The sequence below is a fragment of the Serratia sp. PF-27 genome (genome assembly GCF_030053255.1).
GTDB classification, from domain to species: domain Bacteria; phylum Pseudomonadota; class Gammaproteobacteria; order Enterobacterales; family Enterobacteriaceae; genus Serratia; species Serratia bockelmannii.
This window is the reverse complement of record NZ_JASGBT010000022.1, coordinates 1-20,691: the sequence shown is the minus strand read 5'-3', so window position 1 is coordinate 20,691 and position 20,691 is coordinate 1. Positions and strand designations below refer to the sequence as shown.

Genomic DNA, 20,691 nt, shown 5'->3' with positions numbered 1-20,691 from the left:
GTTAGCCCTTGTTTTTATTCAGCAAGTTCGCCAGCCAGGTGACGAGCAGCACCACGGCGAAATAGGAGATGACCAGCGCGCTGGTGAAATGCCCGCTGCCGTTGCGCATATTAAACAGGTAGACCTGCAGCGTTTCATACTGGCTGCCCACCAGCAGGTTGGCGAACACGAACTCGCCGATCAGGAACGAGAACGACAGCAGCACGGCGATCGTTCCGCCCTTGCGCAGGTTCGGCAGCACCACCCACAGCGCCGCCTGCCAGGTACTGGCGCCGAGCAGGTGCGCGGCGTCCATCAGATCGCGCAGGTTGATCGCCTGCATGTTGTTGCTGATGGCGCGGTAGATAAACGGCAGCGCGATGGTGAAATAGCAGCCCACCAAAATCCAGGGGGTGCCGAGCAGCGGCAGCGGATCGGCGGCGAACAGCTGCATCAGCCCCACCGCCGACACCACCGGCGGCACGGCGAACGGCAGCAGGATCAGCACGTTCATCACCGCGTCCAGCTTGGGAAAATAGTAAGCAATCACAAACATCGCCGGCAGGATCACCACCACCGACAGCAGCAGCGTGCCGAAGCAGATCAGCAGCGAATGCCACAGCGCCTGCAAAAAGCGCGGGTCGCTCCACAGCGCCGTCAGCCACTTCAGGGTAAAACCGTCCGGTAAAATGGTGGCGCCCCACTGGGTGGCCAGCGCATAAATCAGCGTCGCCGCCAGCGGCAGCAGCAGGATCAGCAGCAGCAGGCCGGTCACCGTGCGGTGATAGAGGCGTTCAGCACGCGACATGAGCATTCTCCATCCGATTATGAGCGCGCATTGAGGTAGCTCCTGCGCAGCATCCATTGGTGGATTACCGTGATAAACGCCATCATCACCACCAGCAGCATCGCCAGCGCGCTGGCCAGGTTCGGATCGAGGGAGATGTCCCCCGCCACCAACGCCGAGATGCGGATCGGGATCACGTTGAAGTTGCCGGTGGTCAGCGCGTACACCGTGGCGTAGGCGCCCAGCGCGTTGGCCAGCAGGATGACGAAGGTGCCCATCAGCGCCGGCGCCAGCACCGGCAGGCCGATATGCCGCCAGTAGCGCCAGGGGCCGGCGCCGAGCAGCGCCGCCGACTCACGCCAATCGGCGCGCAGCGCATCGAACGCCGGATACAGCAACAGCACGCCCAACGGGATCTGGAAGTAGGTATACAGCACGATCAGGCCGCTCTTCGAATAGAGGTTGAAGCTCTCCATCAAACCGTATTTGCGCAGCAGCAGCGTCAGGCAGCCGTTCAACCCCAACAGAATGACGAAGGCGAACGCCAGCGGCACCCCGGCGAAGTTGCTGGTCATGTTGGTGAACGACATCACGAAGTCATGAAAGCGGGTCTGGCCGAGCTGGCGAAGTGAGTAACTGCCCACTAATGCAATCAGCAAGCCGTAGACGCTCGACCACAGCGAGATCTCCAGCGAGAACTGAAAGGCCTGCAGGTAGAACGGCGACGTGAGGATATCGACATAGTTGCCCCATCCCCAGCCGCTGCTCTCGCTGAAAAAGCTGTGAACCGCGATCCACACCAGCGGGGCGATCTGAAACGCGCCGAACAGCACGATAAACGGCAGCAGGCACAGTGCGGCGATCCATTTGGTTTTGCTATTCATCGCGCATCCTGCGCCAGCAGCGCCCGGCAGCGCGGCTTGTCATGCGCCGCCTGCAGCAGATCGCAGATCGTGCCGCACAGCTCGGTTTGCTGCGGATCGGCGTCGTCCAGGCTGAAGCCCGCGCCGAACACGAACAGCGGCACCTGGCGCTCTTCCGGCAACACCCCGCCGTGGCTGCGATCGTCGTTCATGCCGTGGTCGGCGGTGACCAGCACCTGATAACCGGCCGCCAGCCACTCGGGCAGGTAGCGCGACAGCGAGCCGTCGGCGCGCCGCGCCGCGTTGCGGTACTGCGGCGAAGAGAGGCCGAAGCGGTGCCCGGCGTCGTCGATGTTCATCGGGTGGATCAGCAGGAAATCCGGCTGATGACGCTGGCGCAGGCTTTCGGCGTCGTCGAACAGATGGCTATCGGGATAGCCGTCGTCGTAATAGAAATGGCCGTGCTGAATCGGCAGCTCGGGAGCGTCGGTGTGGCGGTCGCGCGCGGCGTCGAACGGCGTGCGGTTATACAATTCGCTGAACCAATGATACGCGGCGGCGGCGGTGGTCAGCCCGGCGGCGCGCGCGTAATGAAACACGCTTTGTTGATGAGAAAGGCGCGAGACGTGGTTGTGCACCACGCCGCTCTCCACCGGCGTGACGCCGGTGAGGATGCATTCATACAGCGGCCGGGAGAGCGAGGGCAACTCGCTCTCCAGCAGGTACAACCGCCCGCGTCCCGCCGCACATTCGGCCTGCAGATACCCCATGGCGTCGTGCGCCACCCGGTAGTTGAGGCCGTCCAGCAGCACGAGGATCGTTTTCATGGTGCGTTAACTCACTGCTGCATAAACATAATGACGTTTTCCTGCCACAGGCGCGGCAGCGCTTTGGCGCTCTGTTCCCAGGCCGCCGGATCGGCGATCGGGTGCGCATTCTTGTACTGCTCGGCCGGCAGCAGCTTGGCCTTGACGTCGTCCGGCAGCGTCAGATGTTCGGCGCGGATCGGGCGGGCATAGCCGCGCGCCAGGTTGATCTGGCCGGCGTCGGAGAAGATGTATTCGCGCGCCAGCTTGGCGGCGTTCGGGTGCTTGGCGTATTTATTGATGATGGTGGTGTAGCCGGAGGTGATCGAGCCGTCCGACGGGATCAGCACTTCAAAACGGGTTTTGTCGATCTGATCGCGGTAGTTCAGGCCGTTGAAGTCCCACACCACGCCAACCTGCACTTCCCCTTTCTCCAGCGATGCGATCACCGGGTTACTCAGGCTCAGGCGGCCGGCCTTGGCCAGCTTGCCGAAGAATTCCAGGCCCGGCTTGAGGTTTTTCTCGTTGCCGCCCATGGCGTAGGTGGCGGCCAGCACGCCGCTGGCCGCCTGCGACGCGGTGCCGACGTCGCCGATGGTGACCTGATAGCTGCCCTTGAGCAGATCGGCCCAGCTGTGCGGGATGTCTTTCACCTGCTGTTTATTGATGATAAAGGCGATGGTGCCGGTGTAAGCCAGCGCCCAGTGCCCGTCTTTGTCTTTCGCCCAGTCCGGCACCTGATCCCAGGTAGAGGGTTTGTAGGGCTGCGTTACGCCCTTCTGCACCGCCACCGGGCCAAAGGCCGCGCCGACGTCACCGATGTCCGCCGTAGCGTTGTTCTTTTCCGCATCGAATTTGGCGATCTCCTGCGCGGAGCTCATGTCGGTATCGACATGCTTCAGGCCGTACTTGCTCAACAGATCTTGCCAGGTGCCTTTCCAGTTGGCCCAGCTGTCCGGCATGCCGACGCTGTTGACTTCGCCTTCTTTCTTCGCGGCCTGCTCCAGCGCCGCCAGATCGGTATCCGCGGCCCAGCTCATCTGGCTGGATAACACGATGGCACTGGTTAACACAGAAGCGCACAAACGTTTCATAACTGATGCTCCAGGTGGTAGTGTGGGGATGGCTGGACTAGTCCAGCAAGGACCAAACCAATCTAACGGACGAATGTGATAATTATATGTCAGCTTAAAAAAGCGACAGTTTTATCACCCGTTGCAACGGCGAAAACGCGACGCTGGTCTACCTTAAGGAAGGCCAAACGCACTGAAACGGGACACCCGCTGTATGAGTGAAGCACCGACGACCGTCGCCACCATCTGCCAAACGCTGAGCGCCCGCATCACCGCCGGCGAGTTCGCCGCGGGCGGCAAGCTGCCCTCCGAACGCGCCCTGAGCGAACAGTTCGCCACCACCCGCATTACCTTGCAGGAGGCGCTCGGCCAGTTGGAGGCGCAGGGCGTCATCTACCGCCAAGTGCGGCGCGGCTGGTTCATCTCGCCTCCACGTCTTATCTACAACCCGCTGCAGCGCAGCCATTTTCACGCCATGGCGCAGCAGCAGGGGCGCGCCGCCCATACCGAAGCGATCGACAGCGCGGTCGTCACGCTCGACGCGCCGCTGGCCGGCCGCCTGGCGCTGCCCCCCGGCGCCGAGGCCTATCGCATTCGCCGGCTGCGCTACATCGACGGACGTGCGGTGCTGTACTGCGAGCACTACCTCAATCCGGCCTATTTCCCCGGCATTCTGGACGAAGATCTGACCCAGTCGCTGACCGCGCTGTACGCCGCGCGCTACGGCATTCACTACGGGCGGGTGCGTTTCGACATGCTGCCCACCCTGCTGCCGCAGCAGGCCGCCGCCATGCTGAAGGTGACCTACGGCAGCCCGGCGCTGTTCATTACGCGGGTGAATCGCGATCAGCACGACAGAGTGATCGATTGCGACCTGGAATATTGGCGGTACGACGCGCTGCACATCGACGTGGAAGCGCTGTAAATGACAAGGGCGCATCGCTGCGCCCTTGAAGAGGAAAGTCAGTCGGCGTCGTAGCCGAGGTTTGGCGCCAGCCAGCGCTCGACCTCGCTCACGCTCATCCCTTTACGCGCCGCGTAGTCTTCCACCTGATCGCGCTGGATCTGCGCCACCGCGAAGTACTTGCTCTCAGGATGGCTGAAGTACCAGCCGGATACCGCCGCTCCCGGCCACATAGCGAAGGACTCCGTCAGTTCCATGCCGGTGTGGCGGTTGACGTCCAGCAGCTGCCAGATGGTCGCTTTTTCGGTGTGCTCCGGGCAGGCCGGGTAGCCCGGCGCCGGCCGGATGCCCTGATAGTTCTCGCGGATCAGTTCCTCGTTGCTCAGGCTCTCGTCGGCGGCATAGCCCCAGTGTAACTTGCGCACCTGCTCATGCAGGTATTCGGCGAAGGCCTCCGCCAAACGATCCGCCAACGCCTTGACCATGATTTTGTTGTAATCGTCGTGCTGCGCGTCGTACGCCGCCGCCAGCACGTCCTCCTCCAGCCCGCCGGTCACCGCGAAGGCGCCGAAGTAGTCGGCCTTGCCGCTGCTTTTCGGCGCCACGAAGTCCGCCAGGCAGTAGTTCGGGAAGTCGGTTTTTTCCGTCTGCTGACGCAGATGGCGGCTCACCGCCAGCACCTCGCCGCGCCGTTCGTCGCGGTACACTTCCACGTCGTCGCCGACGCGGTTGGCCGGGAACAGGCCGTAAACGCCACGCGGGTTGAGGCTGCGCTCGGCGGCCAGCCGATCCAGCATCTGATTGGCGTCGTGGAACAGGCGCTTGGCCTCTTCCCCCACCACCTCATCCTCCAGGATGCGCGGGTATTTGCCCGCCAGCGACCAGGTCATGAAGAACGGCGTCCAGTCGATATAGTGGCGCAGCGTCTCGATGCCGGCCGCCACCGGAAACACGCCGAGCTGCCGCGGCGCCGGCGGCTGATAATCGGCCCAGTCCAGCGCCATGGCGTTGGCGCGCGCCTTCTGCAAATCGACCGGCGGCGTGCGCGGTTTTTTGCGCGCGTGCTGAATGCGCACCGTTTCATATTCTTTGCGGGTGCGCGCCACAAACTCGTCGCGCTGGGTGGCGGACAGCAGCGCCGACACCACGCCCACGGTGCGCGAAGCGTTCTGCACGTAGGTGGTCGGGCCGCTGTAGTTCTGCTCGATTTTCACCGCGGTGTGCGCCTTGGAGGTGGTGGCGCCGCCGATCAGCAGCGGCAGCGTAAAGCCCTGGCGCTCCATCTCTTTGGCCACGTTGACCATCTCGTCCAGCGACGGCGTGATCAGCCCCGACAGGCCGATGATATCGACGTTCTCCTCGCGCGCGGTGCGCAGGATTTTCTCCGTCGGCACCATCACGCCCAGATCGACGATTTCATAGTTGTTGCACTGCAGCACCACGCCGACGATGTTCTTGCCGATGTCGTGCACGTCGCCCTTCACCGTCGCCAACAGGATTTTCCCCGCGGAGGTGCCTTGCTGCTTGCTGGCCTCGATGTACGGTTCCAGGTAGGCCACCGCCTGCTTCATCACGCGGGCGGATTTCACCACCTGCGGCAGGAACATCTTGCCCTCGCCAAACAGATCGCCGACCACGTTCATCCCGGCCATCAGCGGCCCTTCGATCACTTCGATTGGGCGTTCGGCCTGCTGCCGCGCTTCTTCGGTGTCCAGCTCGATAAACTCGGTGATTCCCTTCACCAGCGAGTATTCCAGCCGCTTCTCCACCGGCCAGCCGCGCCACTCCGCCTGCTGCACCGCCGCTTCGCCGTCTTTGCTGCCGCGGTACTTTTCCGCCAGCTCCAGCAGGCGTTCGGTGCCGTCCTCGCGACGGTTTAGGATCACGTCTTCTACCGCCTCGCGCAGCTCAGTAGGCAGATCGTCGTAAATCGCCAACTGCCCGGCGTTGACGATGCCCATGTCCATGCCGTTGCGAATGGCGTGATACAGGAACACCGCATGGATCGCTTCACGCACCGGATCGTTGCCGCGGAACGAGAACGACACGTTGGACACCCCGCCGGAGATCATCGCGTGCGGCAGGTGGGTTTTGATGTCGGCGCAGGCTTCGATAAAGTCGACGGCGTAGTTGTTGTGCTCTTCGATGCCGGTGGCGACGGCGAAGATGTTCGGGTCGAAAATGATGTCTTCCGGCGGGAAGCCAACGCGTTCGGTCAAAATTTTATAGGCGCGGCGGCAGATCTCGAACTTGCGCTCGCGGGTGTCCGCCTGGCCCACTTCGTCGAACGCCATCACCACCACCGCGGCGCCGTAGCGGCGCACCAGTTTGGCGTGATGGATAAAGGCTTCTTCGCCCTCCTTCATCGAGATCGAGTTGACGATGCCCTTGCCCTGAATGCACTTCAGGCCTTTCTCGATAACGGACCACTTGGAGGAGTCGATCATGATCGGCACCCGAGCGATATCCGGCTCGCCGGCGATCAGGTTTAGGAAGCGCACCATCGCCGCTTCGGCGTCGAGCATCCCCTCGTCCATGTTGATGTCGATGATCTGCGCGCCGCTCTCGACCTGCTGACGCGCCACGTCGAGCGCCTCGTTGTATTTCTCTTCTTTGATCAGGCGCTTGAAGCGCGCCGAACCGGTGACGTTGGTGCGCTCGCCGACGTTGACGAACAGGGTGTTGGCGTCGATGGTCAGCGGCTCCAGACCGGCCAGGCGGCAGGCGACCGGGAGCTCCGGCAGCCGGCGCGGCGGCACGCCCTCGACCGCCTTGGCCATCGCGGCGATATGTTCCGGCGTGGTGCCGCAGCATCCGCCGATGATATTGAGAAAGCCGGCCTGCGCCCACTCCCCGACCTGGCGCGCCATCTCGGCCGCATCCAGATCGTATTCGCCGAAGGCATTCGGCAAACCGGCGTTCGGGTGCGCGGTGACGTAGGTCTCCGAGATGCGCGCCAGCTCGGCGACGTACTGGCGCAGCTCGTCCGGGCCCAGGGCGCAGTTCAGGCCGAAGGTCAGCGGCTTGACGTGGCGCAGCGAATTGTAAAACGCTTCGGTGGTCTGGCCGGACAGGGTGCGGCCGGAGGCGTCGGTGATGGTGCCGGAAATCATGATCGGCAGTTCCACCCCCAGCGCTTCGAATTCGGTTTCCACCGCAAAAGCGGCGGCCTTGGCGTTCAGGGTGTCGAAGATGGTTTCGATCATGATCAGATCGACGCCGCCTTCCACCAGCGCGCGAGTCGATTCGCGGTAAGCCGCCACCAGTTCATCGAACGAGATGTTGCGGAACGCCGGATCGTTGACGTTCGGCGAGATGGACGCAGTGCGGTTGGTCGGCCCCAACACCCCGGCGACGTAGCGCGGTTTTTCCGGCGTGCGCGCCGTCCATTCGTCGGCGCAGGCGCGCGCCAGGCAGGCGGCCTGATAGTTAATCTCGGCGGACAGCGACTCCATGTGGTAGTCGGCCATGGCGATGGAGGTGGAGTTGAAGGTATTGGTCTCAAGGATATCGGCGCCCGCCTCAAGATAGGCGTAATGAATGGCGGTGATCACTTCCGGCTTGGTCAGCACCAGCAGATCGTTATTGCCTTTCAGATCGCTGCGCCAGTCGGCGAAACGCTCACCGCGAAAATCGCGCTCATCCAGGCGATAGCTCTGGATCATGGTGCCCATGCCGCCGTCCAACACTAAAATGCGCTGCGCTAACTGGCGGCGCAGTTGTTCTACTCGATTCGTCACTGTAACCCCTTCCATTGCCATCCAGCCCATTGCTCAACTGCCGCAAAAACCAACGAGTCATCCTAGCACAGCTTGTAAGGACAAAGGGCCAGGCGACAATTGAGAGTTTTTCAGGTTGTGCGCCAACACCTCCGATGAGCTGACGGCGGCTTGCAATTCATCGACAAAAAACGAAAATGAATTCCATCATACGGAAAAAGGAATCTCACCCATGGCCACCCCTGCTCCCGCCAAGCGCGGCAAGAAGCCCCGCGCAGCAGCCCCCGCCGCCAGTGCGGCGACCGGTCAGGTACAATCGTTGACCCGTGGCCTGAAACTGTTGGAATACATTTCGGAAGCCCAGGGCAACGTGGCGCTGACCGATCTGGCCCAGCAGGCCGGCCTGCCGAATTCCACTACTCACCGCCTGCTCACCACCATGCAGCAGCAGGGATTCGTGCGCCAGGTCGGCGATCTCGGCCTGTGGACCATCGGCTCGCACGCCTTTGTGGTCGGCAGCAGCTTCCTGCAAAGCCGCAACCTGCTGGCGATGGTGCATCCGACTCTGCGCCGCCTGATGGAGGAGTCCGGCGAAACCGTCAACCTGGCGGTGCTGGATACCAGCGAGTACCAGGCGATCATCATCGATCAGGTGCAGTGCACGGCGCTGATGCGCATGTCGGCGCCGATCGGCGGCAAACTGCCGATGCACGCCTCCGGCGCCGGCAAAGCGTTCCTCGCCACCCTGCCGGACGATCAGGTGACCAAACTGCTGCACAAGAAAGGCATGCACACCTACACGCCGCATACCCTGACGCCACACAACCTGAAAGAGGGGCTGGCGCAGATCCGCAAACAGGGCTTCTCCTTTGACGACGAAGAGCACGCGCTCGGCCTGCGCTGCGTGGCGGCCTGCATCTTCGACGAGCACCGCGAAGCCTTCGCCGCCATTTCCATCTCCGGCCCGGTGTCGCGCATCACCGACGATCGCGTGATCGAGCTGGGCGCGCTGGTGATCCACGCGGCGAAAGAGATCAGCCTGGCCTACGGCGGCGTGCGCTGATCCAGCCCATCCGAGGGGCGCCCCAGCGCGCCCCTGCTCCCCTGCCATGCTCTGTTGTCAGCATGTAACAGGCTGTCGGCATCCTGTTTAGCACACAGGCAAAAAGCTTGAAGCCGATCACAGTTAACGATCCTCACGGCGAAAGCCCATTGCAACCGCTCAAACTTCCTTCGACAATGTTACCGATAACATGTTACCGGTAACAATCAGACTGAACGAAGGTAACGTCACCCGGTGTTTTGGAGCCAAGCCATGACCAACAATCAAAATCGTATTTACGTCGTTATGGGCGTTTCCGGCAGCGGCAAGTCCGCCGTCGCCGCCGCCGCGGCCCGCCAACTCTCCGCCGGCTTCCTCGACGGCGACTTCCTGCACCCGCGCAGCAATATCCTGAAGATGGCCGCCGGCGAAGCGTTGAACGACGACGATCGCGCGCCGTGGCTGGCCGCGCTCAACGACGCCGCCTTCGCCATGCAGCGCACCAACAACGTGTCGATCATCGTCTGTTCGGCGTTGAAAAAGCAGTATCGCGACCGCCTGCGCGCCGGCAACGGCAACCTGTCATTCATCTATCTGCACGGTGAGTTCCCGGTGATCGAATCCCGCCTGGCGGCGCGCAACGGCCACTTCTTCAAGCCGCAGATGCTGGTCACCCAGTTCGCCGCGCTGGAGCAACCGGGCGCCGACGAGAACGACGTGATGGCGATCGACATCAATCAGCCGCTGGACGCGGTGATCGCCGATACCGTGCGCCATATCCAGAGCTTCCTGCCGCAGGACGTGTGCGCGTGAGTACCGTAACGCTGGTCGGTACCGCAGTCGGCTCGGTTTTACTGCTGTTATTCCTGGTGATGAAGGCGCGCATGCACGCCTTCGTCGCGCTGATGCTGGTGTCCATCGCCGCCGGCATTTTCTCCGGCATGCCGCTGGAACACATCGCCGACACCATGCAAAAAGGCATGGGCGACACGCTGGGCTTCCTGGCGATCGTGGTGGCGCTCGGGGCGATGTTCGGCAAGATCCTGCATGAGGTCGGCGCGCTCGATCAAATTGCGGCGCAATTGCTGAAACGATTCGGACAAAGCAAGGCGCACTACGCGCTCGGCATCGCCGGCCTGATCTGCGCGCTGCCGCTGTTCTTCGACGTGGCGGTGGTGCTGCTGATCGGCATCGTGTTCGCCGTGGCGCGCCGCACCGACGGCAATATCGTCAAGCTGGCCATCCCGCTGTTCGCCGGTGTGGCCGCTGCCGCCTCCTTCCTGCTGCCGGGGCCGGTGCCAATGCTGCTGGCATCGCAGATGAAGGCCGATTTCGGCTGGATGATCGCCATCGGCCTGGTGGCGGCGGTGATCGGCATGCTGATCGCCGGCCCGCTGTACGGCAGCTTTATCAGCCGCTTCGTCAACTGGCCAATGCCGCCGGAAGAGAACGAGCCGACGCTGACCAAGGGCAATCTGCCGTCGTTCGGCTTCAGCCTGGCGCTGGTGCTGTGCCCGCTGGTACTGGTCGGCATGAAGACTATCGGCGCGCGGCTGGTCACTCCCGGCTCGCAGCTGCAGCAGTGGCTGGAGTTTATCGGCCACCCGTTCACCGCCATTCTGCTGGCCTGCCTGATCGTGATTTACGGTCTGGCGAAACCGCGCGGCATGAGCAACGAACAGACCCTGGCCATCTGCTCCGCCGCCGTGCAGCCGGCCGGAATCATCCTGCTGATGACCGGCGCCGGCGGGGTGTTCAAGCAGATCCTGGTGGATTCCGGTGTAGGGCCAGCGCTGGGTGACGCCATGATCGGCGCCGGCCTGCCGATCGCCGTGGCAGCGTTCGCGCTGTCCGCCATGGTGCGGGTGATCCAGGGCTCGGCCACCGTCGCCTGCCTGACCACCGTCGGCCTGGTGCTGCCGGTCACCAGCCAGCTCGGGCTGAACGGCGGGCAGTTGGCCGCGCTGGCCATCTGCATCGCCGGTGGCTCCATCGTGCTGAGCCACGTCAACGACGCCGGTTTCTGGCTGTTCGGCAAATTCACCGGCGCCAACGAACTGCAAACGCTGAAAACCTGGACGGTGATGGAAACCATTCTGGGCAGCGTCGGCGGCGCCATCGGCATGATTGCATTCACGATGTTTTAAATCCTGAATCGCCCCCGGCCTTGCACACCAGGGCTGCAAATCACCCCCGGGGGCACCGCCACAGGCGGCGACTATAACAACAGCAATGTGAGGAAGGCATGATTAATCCAACCTTGTCCCGTGTCACACAGCGCATCATCGACCGTTCCCAGGCCAGCCGCGCCGCCTATCTGGCGCGTATCGAGGCGGCCCGCGCCCAAACCGTCCACCGCGCGCAGCTCGCCTGCGGCAACCTGGCCCACGGCTTCGCCGCCTGTCAGCCTGATGACAAGGCGTCGCTGAAAAACATGGTGCGCAGCGATATCGCCATCATCACCGCCTATAACGACATGCTGTCGGCCCACCAGCCGTACGAACACTACCCGCAGCGGCTGAAGCAGGCGCTGAAAGCGGTCGGCGCCGTAGGCCAGGTGGCCGGCGGCGTGCCGGCGATGTGCGACGGCGTGACGCAGGGGCAGGACGGCATGGAGCTGTCGCTGATGAGCCGTGACGTGATCGCCATGTCGGCCGCCGTCGGCCTGTCGCACAATATGTTCGACGGCGCGCTGTTCCTCGGCATCTGCGACAAGATCGTGCCGGGGCTGGTGATGGCCGCCCTCTCCTTCGGCCACCTGCCCGCGCTGTTCGTGCCGGCCGGCCCGATGAGCAGCGGCCTGCCGAACAAGGAAAAAGTGCGCGTGCGCCAGCTGTACGCCGAGGGCAAGGCCGACCGTTTGGCGCTGCTGGAGGCCGAGGCGGCCTCTTATCACGGCATCGGCACCTGCACCTTCTATGGCACCGCCAACACCAACCAGATGGTGATGGAAGTGATGGGTCTGCATCTGCCGGGCGCCTCCTTCGTCCATCCTGACACGCCGCTGCGCGACGCGCTGAACGACGCCGCCGCGCGCCAGGTGACCCGACTGACCGATACCGCCGGCAACTACCTGCCGATCGGCCGCCTGGTGGACGAGAAAGTGGTGGTGAACGGCATCGTCTCGCTGCTGGCCACCGGCGGCTCCACCAACCTGACCATGCATCTGGTGGCGATGGCGCGGGCGGCGGGCATCATCATCACCTGGGACGATTTCTCGGAGCTGTCGGAGGCGGTGCCGCTGCTGTGCCGCATCTACCCGAACGGCCCGGCCGACATCAACCAATTCCAGGCCGCCGGCGGCGTGCCGCTGGTGGTGCGCGAACTGCTGCAACACGGCCTGCTGCACGAAGACGTGCACACCGTGGCCGGTTTCGGCCTGCGCCGCTACACCCAGGAACCGTGGCTGGACAACGGCCAATTGGTATGGCGCGAAGGCGTGGCCGGCTCGCTCGACGCCAGCGTGATCGCCAGCGTGGCCCAGCCGTTCGAACATCATGGCGGCACCAAAGTGATGGCCGGCAATCTGGGCCGCGCGGTGATGAAAACCTCGGCGGTGCCCGCCGATAACCAGATCATCGAAGCGCCGGCGGTGGTGTTCGACAGCCAGCACGATATCGTGCCGGCGTTCGAAGCCGGCAAGCTGGATCGCGATTGCGTGGTGGTGGTGCGCTTCCAGGGGCCGCAGGCCAATGGCATGCCGGAGCTGCACAAGCTGATGCCGCCGCTGGGCGTGCTGATGGATCGCGGTTTCAAAGTGGCGCTGGTGACCGACGGCCGCCTGTCCGGCGCCTCCGGCAAGGTGCCTTCCGCCATCCACGTCACCCCGGAAGCCTATAGCGGCGGCCTGCTGGCGAAAGTGCGCGACGGCGATCCGATCCGCGTCAACGGCCGCAGCGGCGAGCTGCAGGTGCTGGTCGACGCCGACGAGCTGGCGCGGCGCACGCCATGCCAACCCGATCTGAGCGCGGAACACATCGGCTGCGGCCGCGAGCTGTTCGGCGCGCTGCGCAGCCAGCTGTCAGGCGCCGAGCAGGGCGCCTGCTGCATCAAATTTTAATCGATAGCCTGGCCGCATCGCCGCCTGGCGGCGGCCACAGAGGAGAACGTCAGCATGAACAAGTGGACAACAAGCGCCGAGCAGATCCTGACGGCGGGGCCGGTGGTGCCGGTCATCGTGATCAACAAGCTGGAACATGCGGTGCCGTTGGCGAAAGCGCTGGTCGCCGGCGGCGTGCGGGTGCTGGAGGTGACGCTGCGCACCGCCTGCGCCATGGACGCCATTCGCGCCATCGCCCAAGAGGTGCCGGAAGCGATCATCGGCGCCGGTACGGTGATCAATCCGCAGCAGCTGCGGGAAGTGACCGAGGCCGGCGCGCAGTTCGCCATCAGCCCGGGGCTGACCGACGAGCTGCCCAAAGCCGCCACCGCCGGTTCCATTCCCCTTATACCGGGCATCAGCACCGTTTCCGAACTGATGCAGGGCATGGATTACGGCCTGCGCGAGTTTAAATTCTTCCCGGCGGAAGCCAACGGCGGCGTAAAAGCACTGCAGGCGATCGGCGGCCCGTTCCCGCAGGTGCGTTTCTGCCCGACCGGCGGCATCTCGCCGGACAATTACCGCAGCTATCTGGCGCTGAAAAGCGTGCTGTGCATCGGCGGCTCCTGGCTGGTGCCGGCGGACGCGCTCGAAAGCGGCGACTACGCGCGCATTACCGAACTGGCGCGCGCCGCCGTCGCGGGCGCCCAGGCCTGATTTACATCGCAGCGGTGGCGGCCGGCAGCGCCGCCCCGCTGCGCTGGCTGAACCGCTGCTTCTTGCGATAAGCAAATACGTCTTCCACATGCCCTTCGCGGATGCGCTGCTGCAACCCGCGCCAATACTCCGCGGTAAACAGATCGCTGTGCAACTCTTCAAACACCAGCCGAATGCGCCGATCGCCGCACAGGAAGTGGCGGAACTCTTCCGGGAACACATCGTTGGGCGCGATGCTGTACCACGGCTCGCTGGCCAGCTCGTCCTCCGGATAACGCGGCGGCGGAATGTCGCGGAAGTTGACCTCGGTCATGTAGCAAATTTCGTCGTAGTCGTAGAACACCACCCGCCCGTGGCGCGTCACGCCGAAGTTCTTGAACAGCATATCGCCGGGGAAAATATTGGCGGCGGCCAACTGCTTGATCGCGTTGCCGTACTCTTCAATCGCATCGCGCATTTGCTGGTCGTTGGCCTGCTCCAGATACAGGTTCAGCGGCGTCATGCGCCGTTCCATATACAAATGTTTGATCACGATGCGATCGCCGAGATCTTCCAGCTTGCCCGGCACTTCACGCCGCAACTCCGCCAACAACTCAGGGCTGAGACGCGCCTTGTCGACGACGAAATTCTCGTACTCCTGGGTATCCGCCATGCGCCCGACGCGATCGTGCTCTTTCACCAGCTGATAGCAAGCCATCACCTGCGCCTGCGTCACCTCTTTTTGCGGGGCGAATTCGTCTTTGATCACTTTAAACACCCGATCGAAGGACGGCAGGGTGAACACCAGCATCACCATGCCCTTCACCCCCGGCGCGATGATAAATTGCTCCTGCGACTGCGCCATAAAGGTCAGGTATTCGCGATAGCATTCGGTTTTACCGTGCTTCTGGCAGCCGATCGCCATGTACAGCTCGGCGGTGGTTTTGCCCGGCAGGATCTCGCGCAGCCACTCCACCATCGCCGCCGGCAGCGGCGCGTAGACCATGAAATAAGAGCGGGCGAAGCCGAAGACAATGCTGGCCTCGGCCTTTCCGGTCAGGCAGGCATCGATAAACAGCGCGCCCGACTCGCTGTGGTGGATCGGGAGCAAGAACGGATAAACACCGTCGGCCAGGCGCAGCTTGCCGACCAGCCAGGCGGCCTTGTTGCGATAGAACAGTTCGTTGGCTATCTGGAAGGTTGCGCCCGCCAGCTGCGGTGCGCTGAAGGCGCGTTGCAGCGCCTGAGTGATGTCGCGAATATCGCGCGCCAAGTCCTCCCACGGCAGCCGCAGCGGCAGATCGCTCAGCACGCTGCGCAGCATCGCCGGCAGATCGCCATTGGGGGTAAAATCGCGCGCCAGCGGACGCGGTATGTCGCGAAAGCGCCGTTCCGGCTGCGAACTGAAGACGAACAGCTTGTCCGGCGTCAGATCGCGGTGCTTGAACAGCCGGCAATAGACCGAGTTAAAGAAGCTTTCGGCGATCTCGAAACGCGGATAGTCCGGCAGCAGGTCGATATAAACCGCTTTAACCCGGCTGGGGAAGTCGGCATCGAAGTATTTCTGCCCGGTGATGCATTTGAGCTGCTCCACCACCAGGCCGACGTGATGGTCATACAGATGGATGCGCTTTTTCATCGCCTGCTGCACCGCCGGCCAGTCCGCCTGCTCGAAGCGCTGCTGCGCGCCGGCGGTCACTTCCAGAAAGCGGCCGTACTGCGCATCGAAGCCCTGCAGGATCGTCTGTGCGATCAACAACTCCAGTTTTGCCGCCATCCTTACCCCCGCCAGAAAAAGAAGCCTGCGCATGCAGGCTCCGGGTGAAACGTCTTCAAGCTTGCCGCATCAGAACTGCTGTTCTTCCGTCGAACCGGTCAGCGCGGTGACCGAAGAGGCGCCGCCCTGAATGACGGTGGTGACCTTGTCGAAGTAGCCGGTACCCACCTCCTGCTGGTGCGACGCGAAGGTGTAACCGCGATCCACCGCGGCGAACTCCGCCTGCTGCACCTTCTCGACGTAGTGTTTCATCCCCTCGCCCTGCGCATAGGCGTGCGCCAGGTCGAACATGTTGAACCACATGCTGTGGATGCCCGCCAGCGTGATGAACTGATACTTGTAGCCCATGTCCGACAGCGCCTGCTGGAAGCGGGCGATGGTCTGGTCGTCGAGGTTCTTCTTCCAGTTGAACGATGGCGAGCAGTTGTAGGCCAACAGCTTGCCTGGATATTTGGCGTGGATGGCGTCGGCGAAGCGCTGGGCGGCATCCAGATCCGGCGTTGAGGTTTCGCACCACACCATATCGGCGTAAGGGGCATAGGCCAGGCCGCGGCTGATCGCCTGTTCGACGCCGGCATGGGTGCGGAAGAAGCCTTCCGCCGTACGCTCGCCAGTGACGAAGGCGCTGTCATACGGATCGCAGTCAGAGGTCAGCAGGTCGGCCGCATCGGCGTCGGTACGGGCGATCACCAGCGTCGGCACGCCGAGCACGTCGGCCGCCAGGCGCGCGGCGACCAGTTTCTGGATCGCTTCTTGCGTCGGCACCAGCACTTTGCCGCCCATATGGCCGCATTTCTTCACCGCCGCCAGCTGATCTTCGAAGTGCACCCCGGCGGCCCCGGCGGTAATCATCGCTTTCATCAGCTCAAAGGCGTTCAACACGCCGCCGAAGCCGGCTTCCGCATCGGCGACGATCGGCAGGAAATAATCGGTGTACCCTTTGCTGCCCGGCTCAATCTGGTTCGCCCATTGGATCTGATCGGCACGGCGGAAGGTGTTGTTGATGCGCTCGACGACCTTCGGCACGGAGTCCACCGGATACAGCGATTGGTCAGGGTACATGGCCGCCGCGCTGTTGGCGTCGGCCGCCACCTGCCAACCGGACAAGTAGATGGCCTCGACGCCGGCTTTGGCCTGCTGCAGCGCCTGGCCGCCGGTCAGCGCGCCCAGGCAGTTCACGTAGCCTTTGCGCGCCTTGCCGTTCAACAATGCCCACAGTTTGGCGGCGCCGTTTTGCGCCAGGGTGCATTCCGGGTTGACCGAACCGCGCAGGTTGATCACGTCTTCGGCGCTATAGGGGCGGGTAATGCCTTCCCAACGGGCCGATTTCCATTCCTGTTCCAACTGCTGGATCTGTTGAGAGCGAGAGGTAGACATAATTTTTATCCTTTCAGTCATGTAGGGTTGATTGGGAAAATTCAGGCCAGCAGCTCATAGCCGGGCAGCGTCAGGAAATCGATTAATTCATCTTGCGTGGTGATGCGCTCCATCAGGCTCGCCGCCTCTTCGAACCGGCCGGCGTTAAAGCGCGCTTCCCCTACTTCTTCACGCACCACCAACATCTCTTCTTGCAGCATCTGGCGGAACAGCGCCTTGGTGACCGGGCGCCCGTCGTTCAGGCTCTTCTCGTGGTGGATCCACTGCCAGATAGACGTGCGGGAGATCTCCGCCGTCGCCGCATCCTCCATCAAACCGTAAATCGGCACGCAGCCGTTGCCGGAGATCCAGGCTTCAATGTACTGCACCGCCACGCGGATATTGGCGCGCATCCCTGCTTCGGTGCGTTCGCCGTCGCACGGTGCCAGCAGCTGTGCGGCGCTGATCGGCGCATCCTGCTCACGCAGCACGTCCAGCTGGTTTTGACGATCGCCCAATGCGTTGCCGAACACCTCCATCACCGTGTCCGCCAAGCCCGGGTGCGCCACCCAGGTGCCGTCGTGGCCATTGTTGGCCTCCAGCTCTTTGTCCGCCCGTACCTTGTTCAGCACCCAGGCGTTTTTTTCGGCGTCTTTGCTCGGGATAAACGCCGCCATGCCGCCCATGGCGAACGCGCCGCGCTTATGACAGGTTTTGATCAACAGGCGCGAATAGGCGCTGAGGAAAGGTTTTTCCATGGTCACCGACTGACGATCCGGCAGCACGCGATCGCCGTGGTTCTTCAGCGTTTTGATGTAGCTGAAGATGTAATCCCAACGGCCGCAGTTCAGACCGACGATGTGATCGCGCAGGTGATACAGGATCTCGTCCATCTGGAACACCGCCGGCAAGGTTTCGATCAGCACGGTCGCCTTGATGGTGCCGCGCGGCAGATCGAAACGATCCTCGGTAAAGCTGAAGACATCGCTCCACCAGGCCGCTTCCTCCCAGGACTGGGTTTTCGGCAGGTAGAAATACGGGCCGCTGCCCTTGGCCAACAGCTGGCGATAGTTGTGGTAGAAGTACAGCGCGAAATCGAACAGGCCGCCGGGGATGGCTTCATCACGCCACAAGACGTGTTTCTCCGGCAGGTGCAAGCCGCGCACGCGAGCGATCAACACCGCCGGATTCGGTTTCAACTGGTAGATCTTGCCGGCTTCATTGGTGTAAGAGATGGTGCCGTTAACCGCATCGTGCAGGTTGATTTGACCGTCGATGACTTTGTCCCAGCTTGGCGCCAGCGAGTCTTCGAAGTCCGCCATAAACACTTTTACGTTGGCGTTCAGCGCATTGATCACCATCTTGCGCTCGACCGGCCCGGTGATCTCGACCCTGCGGTCACGCAGGTCTTGCGGAATGCCGCGGATTTGCCAGTCACCTTCACGAATGGAAGCGGTTTCCGAAATAAATCCCGGCAGTTCACCGCGATCGATATTTTGTTGCCAGCGGACACGCGCCGCCAGCAGCTCGTTGCGCCGCGGCGTGAATTTCCCCACCAGGTCCGCCAGGAATTCAACCGCTTCATCCGTTAACACCTGGCGCTCCGCTGCGGCGAAACCCTGAGTAAACCTTAATTCCGTGCCTGCTATCTGTTGCGTCATGACCTTGCTCCTTCCCATCGTTGCGCCCGCGCGACCGGCGCATTTTCATCAGAAATCACTGTGGATCAGGGCGGATGAAACGATCCTCAACTGGTCAGATCTCATCCCGATAGCTCTAAGAATACTCAACAAAAAATAAAAATCAAAAACCATTTCCATTTTATTATTAAATATTTTATTAACACTTTATTATCAATTAGTTAGGGTAAATAATACGGTCAACAGGTAAGGAAATCGGTTCCAATAGAATTGCAAAGACGGACTAACGCTTTGTTAGGCAATGGTTTTTTAGGAAAATTGACGGGTAAAAAGAGGATCGGGCAGAGGATGAGCAGTGCGGCGGCCTCGATTCAGCCGCCGGCAGGCAGAAAAGATCAGTCGAGCGTCGGATTCATATGGCGCAGATCGTAAGGCGTGATCTGGTAGACGTAATAGTTGAGCCAATTGGAAAACAGCAGGTGGCCATGGCTGCGCCAGGTGGCTTTCGGTGTCAGTGCGGGGTTGTCATCAGGGAAATAGTTGAGCGGTACGGCAGGATCGAGGCCAGCTTCGTTGTCGCGACAATACTCTCCTGCCAGGGTCAACGTATCGTATTCCGGATGGCCGGTGACGAACGCCAGGCGCTTATCCCTGCTGGCGAACAGGTAGGCGCCGGCCTGCTCGGATTCGGCCAGGATGTCCAGGTCGGTATATTGGCGAATCACCTCGGTCGGGAAATCGGCATAGCGTGAATGCGGCGCCAGGAAGCTTTCGTCGAAGCCGCGCGTCAGCAACGCATGCTGCTGTAGCGTTTGGTGCGGATAAACCCCGGAGAGCTTCACCTCGCGCGTCATCTTGGGAATGCCGTACAGAATATTCAACGCCGCCTGTACCGCCCAGCACACGAACAGCGTGGAGGTAACGTGGTTCTTAGCCCAGTCGATCACCCGTTCGATCTGCGGCCAGTAGGCAACATCGCAGAAATCGACCAGCCCCAGCGGCGCGCCAGTGACGATCAAACCATCGAAGTTCTCATTCTGAATATCCTCGAAGTCGCAGTAGAAGTTATTCAGATGCTCGGCCGGCGTATTCTTCGATTCGCGGCTGTCGATGCGCAGCAGCTGGATATCAATCTGCAGCGGCGAGTTGGAAAGCAGGCGCAGAAACTGGTTTTCCGTTTCGATCTTCTTTGGCATCAGATTAAGGATCAGCACTTTCAGCGGCCTGATTTCCTGTGTTTTTGCCCGCGAAGATGTCATCACGAAGACATTCTCACCGCGCAAGAAATTGACCGCAGGTAACTCATCAGGAACACGAATCGGCATTGCTTAACCCTCACACATCCATTTATACGTTTAGACTTCTAGATGCCCGAAGATAGCGTTTTTTTCCGTCGCTGTCGAGCATTCAGCGGAAAGGTGAAAATGTTTCATTGCGCGAACTGCGTCAGGATCTTTGGCAGGGAGGATGAGAGGTACTGAAAGCAAAAAGGCCATCCTTTCGGATGGCCTCTTGGCTTATTTGATGCTTGGCAGTGTCCTACAGTATTCGTCTCATCCTGAGACTCTCCCCTGCGGGGCCGCCGCAAGCGGCGTTAAGGCCCGTTCCCGACGGGCCTTTCGCATGCCCATGCTCGAGCAGAACACCAAATAACAGACAAAACAAAAAGCCCCATGCTTTCGCATGAGGCTTGTTGTTTTATTTGATGCTTGGCAGTGTCCTACTCTCGCATGGGGAGACCCCACACTACCATCGGCGCTACGGCGTTTCACTTCTGAGTTCGGCATGGGGTCAGGTGGGACCACCGCGCTATTGCCGCCAAGCAAATTCTTTTTTCTGCCGAACTTCTAAACCCACTTTAAATAAAGTGGTGCTGATACCCAGAGTCGAACTGGGGACCTCACCCTTACCAAGGGTGCGCTCTACCAACTGAGCCATATCAGCACGCTTAATTTGATGCCTGGCAGTGTCCTACTCTCGCATGGGGAGACCCCACACTACCATCGGCGC

General features: G+C 61.9%; 15 protein-coding genes, 1 tRNA gene and 1 rRNA gene. 6 read left to right on the top strand and 11 right to left on the bottom strand.

Annotated elements, in window-relative coordinates:
* Position 1: 1 nt before the first annotated feature.
* Genes QMZ29_RS19640 through QMZ29_RS19625 form a run of 4 tightly spaced genes read right to left on the bottom strand, consistent with a single transcriptional unit; the run spans position 2 to position 3,529 of the window.
* Complete coding sequence (locus QMZ29_RS19640; protein WP_025304475.1) at positions 2 to 787, bottom strand: ABC transporter permease; 786 nt, start codon at positions 785 to 787, stop codon at positions 2 to 4.
* Positions 788 to 804: 17 nt separating this feature from the next.
* Positions 805 to 1,650, bottom strand: a complete 846-nt coding sequence (locus QMZ29_RS19635; protein WP_016930298.1) for an ABC transporter permease — start codon at positions 1,648 to 1,650, stop codon at positions 805 to 807.
* Positions 1,647 to 2,456 (bottom strand): alkaline phosphatase family protein, encoded by an 810-nt coding sequence (locus QMZ29_RS19630; protein WP_043139627.1) that lies wholly within the window; start codon positions 2,454 to 2,456, stop codon positions 1,647 to 1,649. The genes QMZ29_RS19635 and QMZ29_RS19630 overlap by 4 nt, the downstream gene beginning before the upstream one ends.
* Positions 2,457 to 2,467: 11 nt before the next feature.
* The gene (locus QMZ29_RS19625) at positions 2,468 to 3,529 is read right to left on the bottom strand and encodes an ABC transporter substrate-binding protein (RefSeq protein WP_004936660.1); all 1,062 of its coding nucleotides are present in this window, start codon (positions 3,527 to 3,529) and stop codon (positions 2,468 to 2,470) included.
* Positions 3,530 to 3,722: 193 nt separating this feature from the next.
* On the opposite strand from QMZ29_RS19625, the gene QMZ29_RS19620 reads away from it, so the two are divergent.
* Positions 3,723 to 4,433 carry a UTRA domain-containing protein gene (locus QMZ29_RS19620; protein WP_089196315.1) on the top strand — a complete coding sequence of 237 codons (711 nt, stop codon included), beginning with the start codon at positions 3,723 to 3,725 and terminating at the stop codon, positions 4,431 to 4,433.
* Between the two features lie 38 nt (positions 4,434 to 4,471).
* Here QMZ29_RS19620 and metH read toward each other — a convergent pair whose 3' ends face one another.
* Positions 4,472 to 8,167, bottom strand: a complete 3,696-nt coding sequence (gene metH / locus QMZ29_RS19615) for a methionine synthase (protein ID WP_261425018.1) — start codon at positions 8,165 to 8,167, stop codon at positions 4,472 to 4,474.
* Between the two features lie 196 nt (positions 8,168 to 8,363).
* Here metH and iclR point away from each other — a divergent pair, with 196 nt between their 5' ends.
* From iclR to QMZ29_RS19590, 5 genes are all read left to right on the top strand, one after another.
* Positions 8,364 to 9,194 (top strand): glyoxylate bypass operon transcriptional repressor IclR, encoded by an 831-nt coding sequence (gene iclR, locus QMZ29_RS19610; RefSeq protein WP_004936648.1) that lies wholly within the window; start codon positions 8,364 to 8,366, stop codon positions 9,192 to 9,194.
* Positions 9,195 to 9,446: 252 nt separating this feature from the next.
* Positions 9,447 to 9,986 carry a gluconokinase gene (gntK, locus tag QMZ29_RS19605; protein ID WP_004936645.1) on the top strand — a complete coding sequence of 180 codons (540 nt, stop codon included), beginning with the start codon at positions 9,447 to 9,449 and terminating at the stop codon, positions 9,984 to 9,986.
* Complete coding sequence (gntU, locus tag QMZ29_RS19600; protein ID WP_025304479.1) at positions 9,983 to 11,320, top strand: gluconate transporter; 1,338 nt, start codon at positions 9,983 to 9,985, stop codon at positions 11,318 to 11,320. The genes gntK and gntU overlap by 4 nt, the downstream gene beginning before the upstream one ends.
* Positions 11,321 to 11,418: 98 nt before the next feature.
* On the top strand, positions 11,419 to 13,233 hold the full coding sequence (gene edd / locus QMZ29_RS19595) for a phosphogluconate dehydratase (protein WP_049204304.1): 1,815 nt from the start codon (positions 11,419 to 11,421) through the stop codon (positions 13,231 to 13,233).
* 54 nt (positions 13,234 to 13,287) lie between these two features.
* A complete protein-coding gene (locus QMZ29_RS19590; protein WP_282980726.1) occupies positions 13,288 to 13,929 on the top strand; it encodes a bifunctional 4-hydroxy-2-oxoglutarate aldolase/2-dehydro-3-deoxy-phosphogluconate aldolase in 642 nt (213 codons plus the stop codon).
* Position 13,930: 1 nt separating this feature from the next.
* Here QMZ29_RS19590 and aceK read toward each other — a convergent pair whose 3' ends face one another.
* The 6 genes from aceK to QMZ29_RS19560 form a co-directional block, all read right to left on the bottom strand.
* Positions 13,931 to 15,685 carry a bifunctional isocitrate dehydrogenase kinase/phosphatase gene (gene aceK, locus QMZ29_RS19585; protein ID WP_261425015.1) on the bottom strand — a complete coding sequence of 585 codons (1,755 nt, stop codon included), beginning with the start codon at positions 15,683 to 15,685 and terminating at the stop codon, positions 13,931 to 13,933.
* 69 nt (positions 15,686 to 15,754) lie between these two features.
* Positions 15,755 to 17,062, bottom strand: a complete 1,308-nt coding sequence (aceA, locus tag QMZ29_RS19580) for an isocitrate lyase (protein ID WP_025304483.1) — start codon at positions 17,060 to 17,062, stop codon at positions 15,755 to 15,757.
* 41 nt (positions 17,063 to 17,103) lie between these two features.
* Positions 17,104 to 18,702 (bottom strand): malate synthase A, encoded by a 1,599-nt coding sequence (gene aceB, locus QMZ29_RS19575; RefSeq protein WP_173889887.1) that lies wholly within the window; start codon positions 18,700 to 18,702, stop codon positions 17,104 to 17,106.
* Positions 18,703 to 19,076: 374 nt separating this feature from the next.
* Positions 19,077 to 20,006 carry a homoserine O-acetyltransferase MetA gene (metA, locus tag QMZ29_RS19570; protein ID WP_063988506.1) on the bottom strand — a complete coding sequence of 310 codons (930 nt, stop codon included), beginning with the start codon at positions 20,004 to 20,006 and terminating at the stop codon, positions 19,077 to 19,079.
* A gap of 382 nt (positions 20,007 to 20,388) precedes the next feature.
* Positions 20,389 to 20,504: ribosomal RNA gene (gene rrf / locus QMZ29_RS19565) — 5S ribosomal RNA — on the bottom strand.
* 45 nt (positions 20,505 to 20,549) lie between these two features.
* Positions 20,550 to 20,625: transfer RNA gene (locus QMZ29_RS19560), tRNA-Thr, on the bottom strand.
* Positions 20,626 to 20,691 lie beyond the last annotated feature (66 nt).

Excerpts from the sequence above, each read along its gene's own strand:
- iclR (WP_004936648.1), top strand. The coding sequence starts at position 8,364 with ATGGCCACCCCTGCTCCCGCCAAGCGCGGCAAGAAGCCCCGCGCAGCA.
- QMZ29_RS19590 (WP_282980726.1), top strand. The coding sequence starts at position 13,288 with ATGAACAAGTGGACAACAAGCGCCGAGCAGATCCTGACGGCGGGGCCG.
- QMZ29_RS19630 (WP_043139627.1), bottom strand. The coding sequence starts at position 2,456 with ATGAAAACGATCCTCGTGCTGCTGGACGGCCTCAACTACCGGGTGGCG.
- metH (WP_261425018.1), bottom strand. The coding sequence starts at position 8,167 with ATGGAAGGGGTTACAGTGACGAATCGAGTAGAACAACTGCGCCGCCAG.
- QMZ29_RS19620 (WP_089196315.1), top strand. The coding sequence starts at position 3,723 with ATGAGTGAAGCACCGACGACCGTCGCCACCATCTGCCAAACGCTGAGC.
- QMZ29_RS19625 (WP_004936660.1), bottom strand. The coding sequence starts at position 3,529 with ATGAAACGTTTGTGCGCTTCTGTGTTAACCAGTGCCATCGTGTTATCC.
- aceA (WP_025304483.1), bottom strand. The coding sequence starts at position 17,062 with ATGTCTACCTCTCGCTCTCAACAGATCCAGCAGTTGGAACAGGAATGG.
- metA (WP_063988506.1), bottom strand. The coding sequence starts at position 20,006 with ATGCCGATTCGTGTTCCTGATGAGTTACCTGCGGTCAATTTCTTGCGC.
- gntK (WP_004936645.1), top strand. The coding sequence starts at position 9,447 with ATGACCAACAATCAAAATCGTATTTACGTCGTTATGGGCGTTTCCGGC.
- QMZ29_RS19640 (WP_025304475.1), bottom strand. The coding sequence starts at position 787 with ATGTCGCGTGCTGAACGCCTCTATCACCGCACGGTGACCGGCCTGCTG.
- aceB (WP_173889887.1), bottom strand. The coding sequence starts at position 18,702 with ATGACGCAACAGATAGCAGGCACGGAATTAAGGTTTACTCAGGGTTTC.
- QMZ29_RS19635 (WP_016930298.1), bottom strand. The coding sequence starts at position 1,650 with ATGAATAGCAAAACCAAATGGATCGCCGCACTGTGCCTGCTGCCGTTT.
- edd (WP_049204304.1), top strand. The coding sequence starts at position 11,419 with ATGATTAATCCAACCTTGTCCCGTGTCACACAGCGCATCATCGACCGT.
- aceK (WP_261425015.1), bottom strand. The coding sequence starts at position 15,685 with ATGGCGGCAAAACTGGAGTTGTTGATCGCACAGACGATCCTGCAGGGC.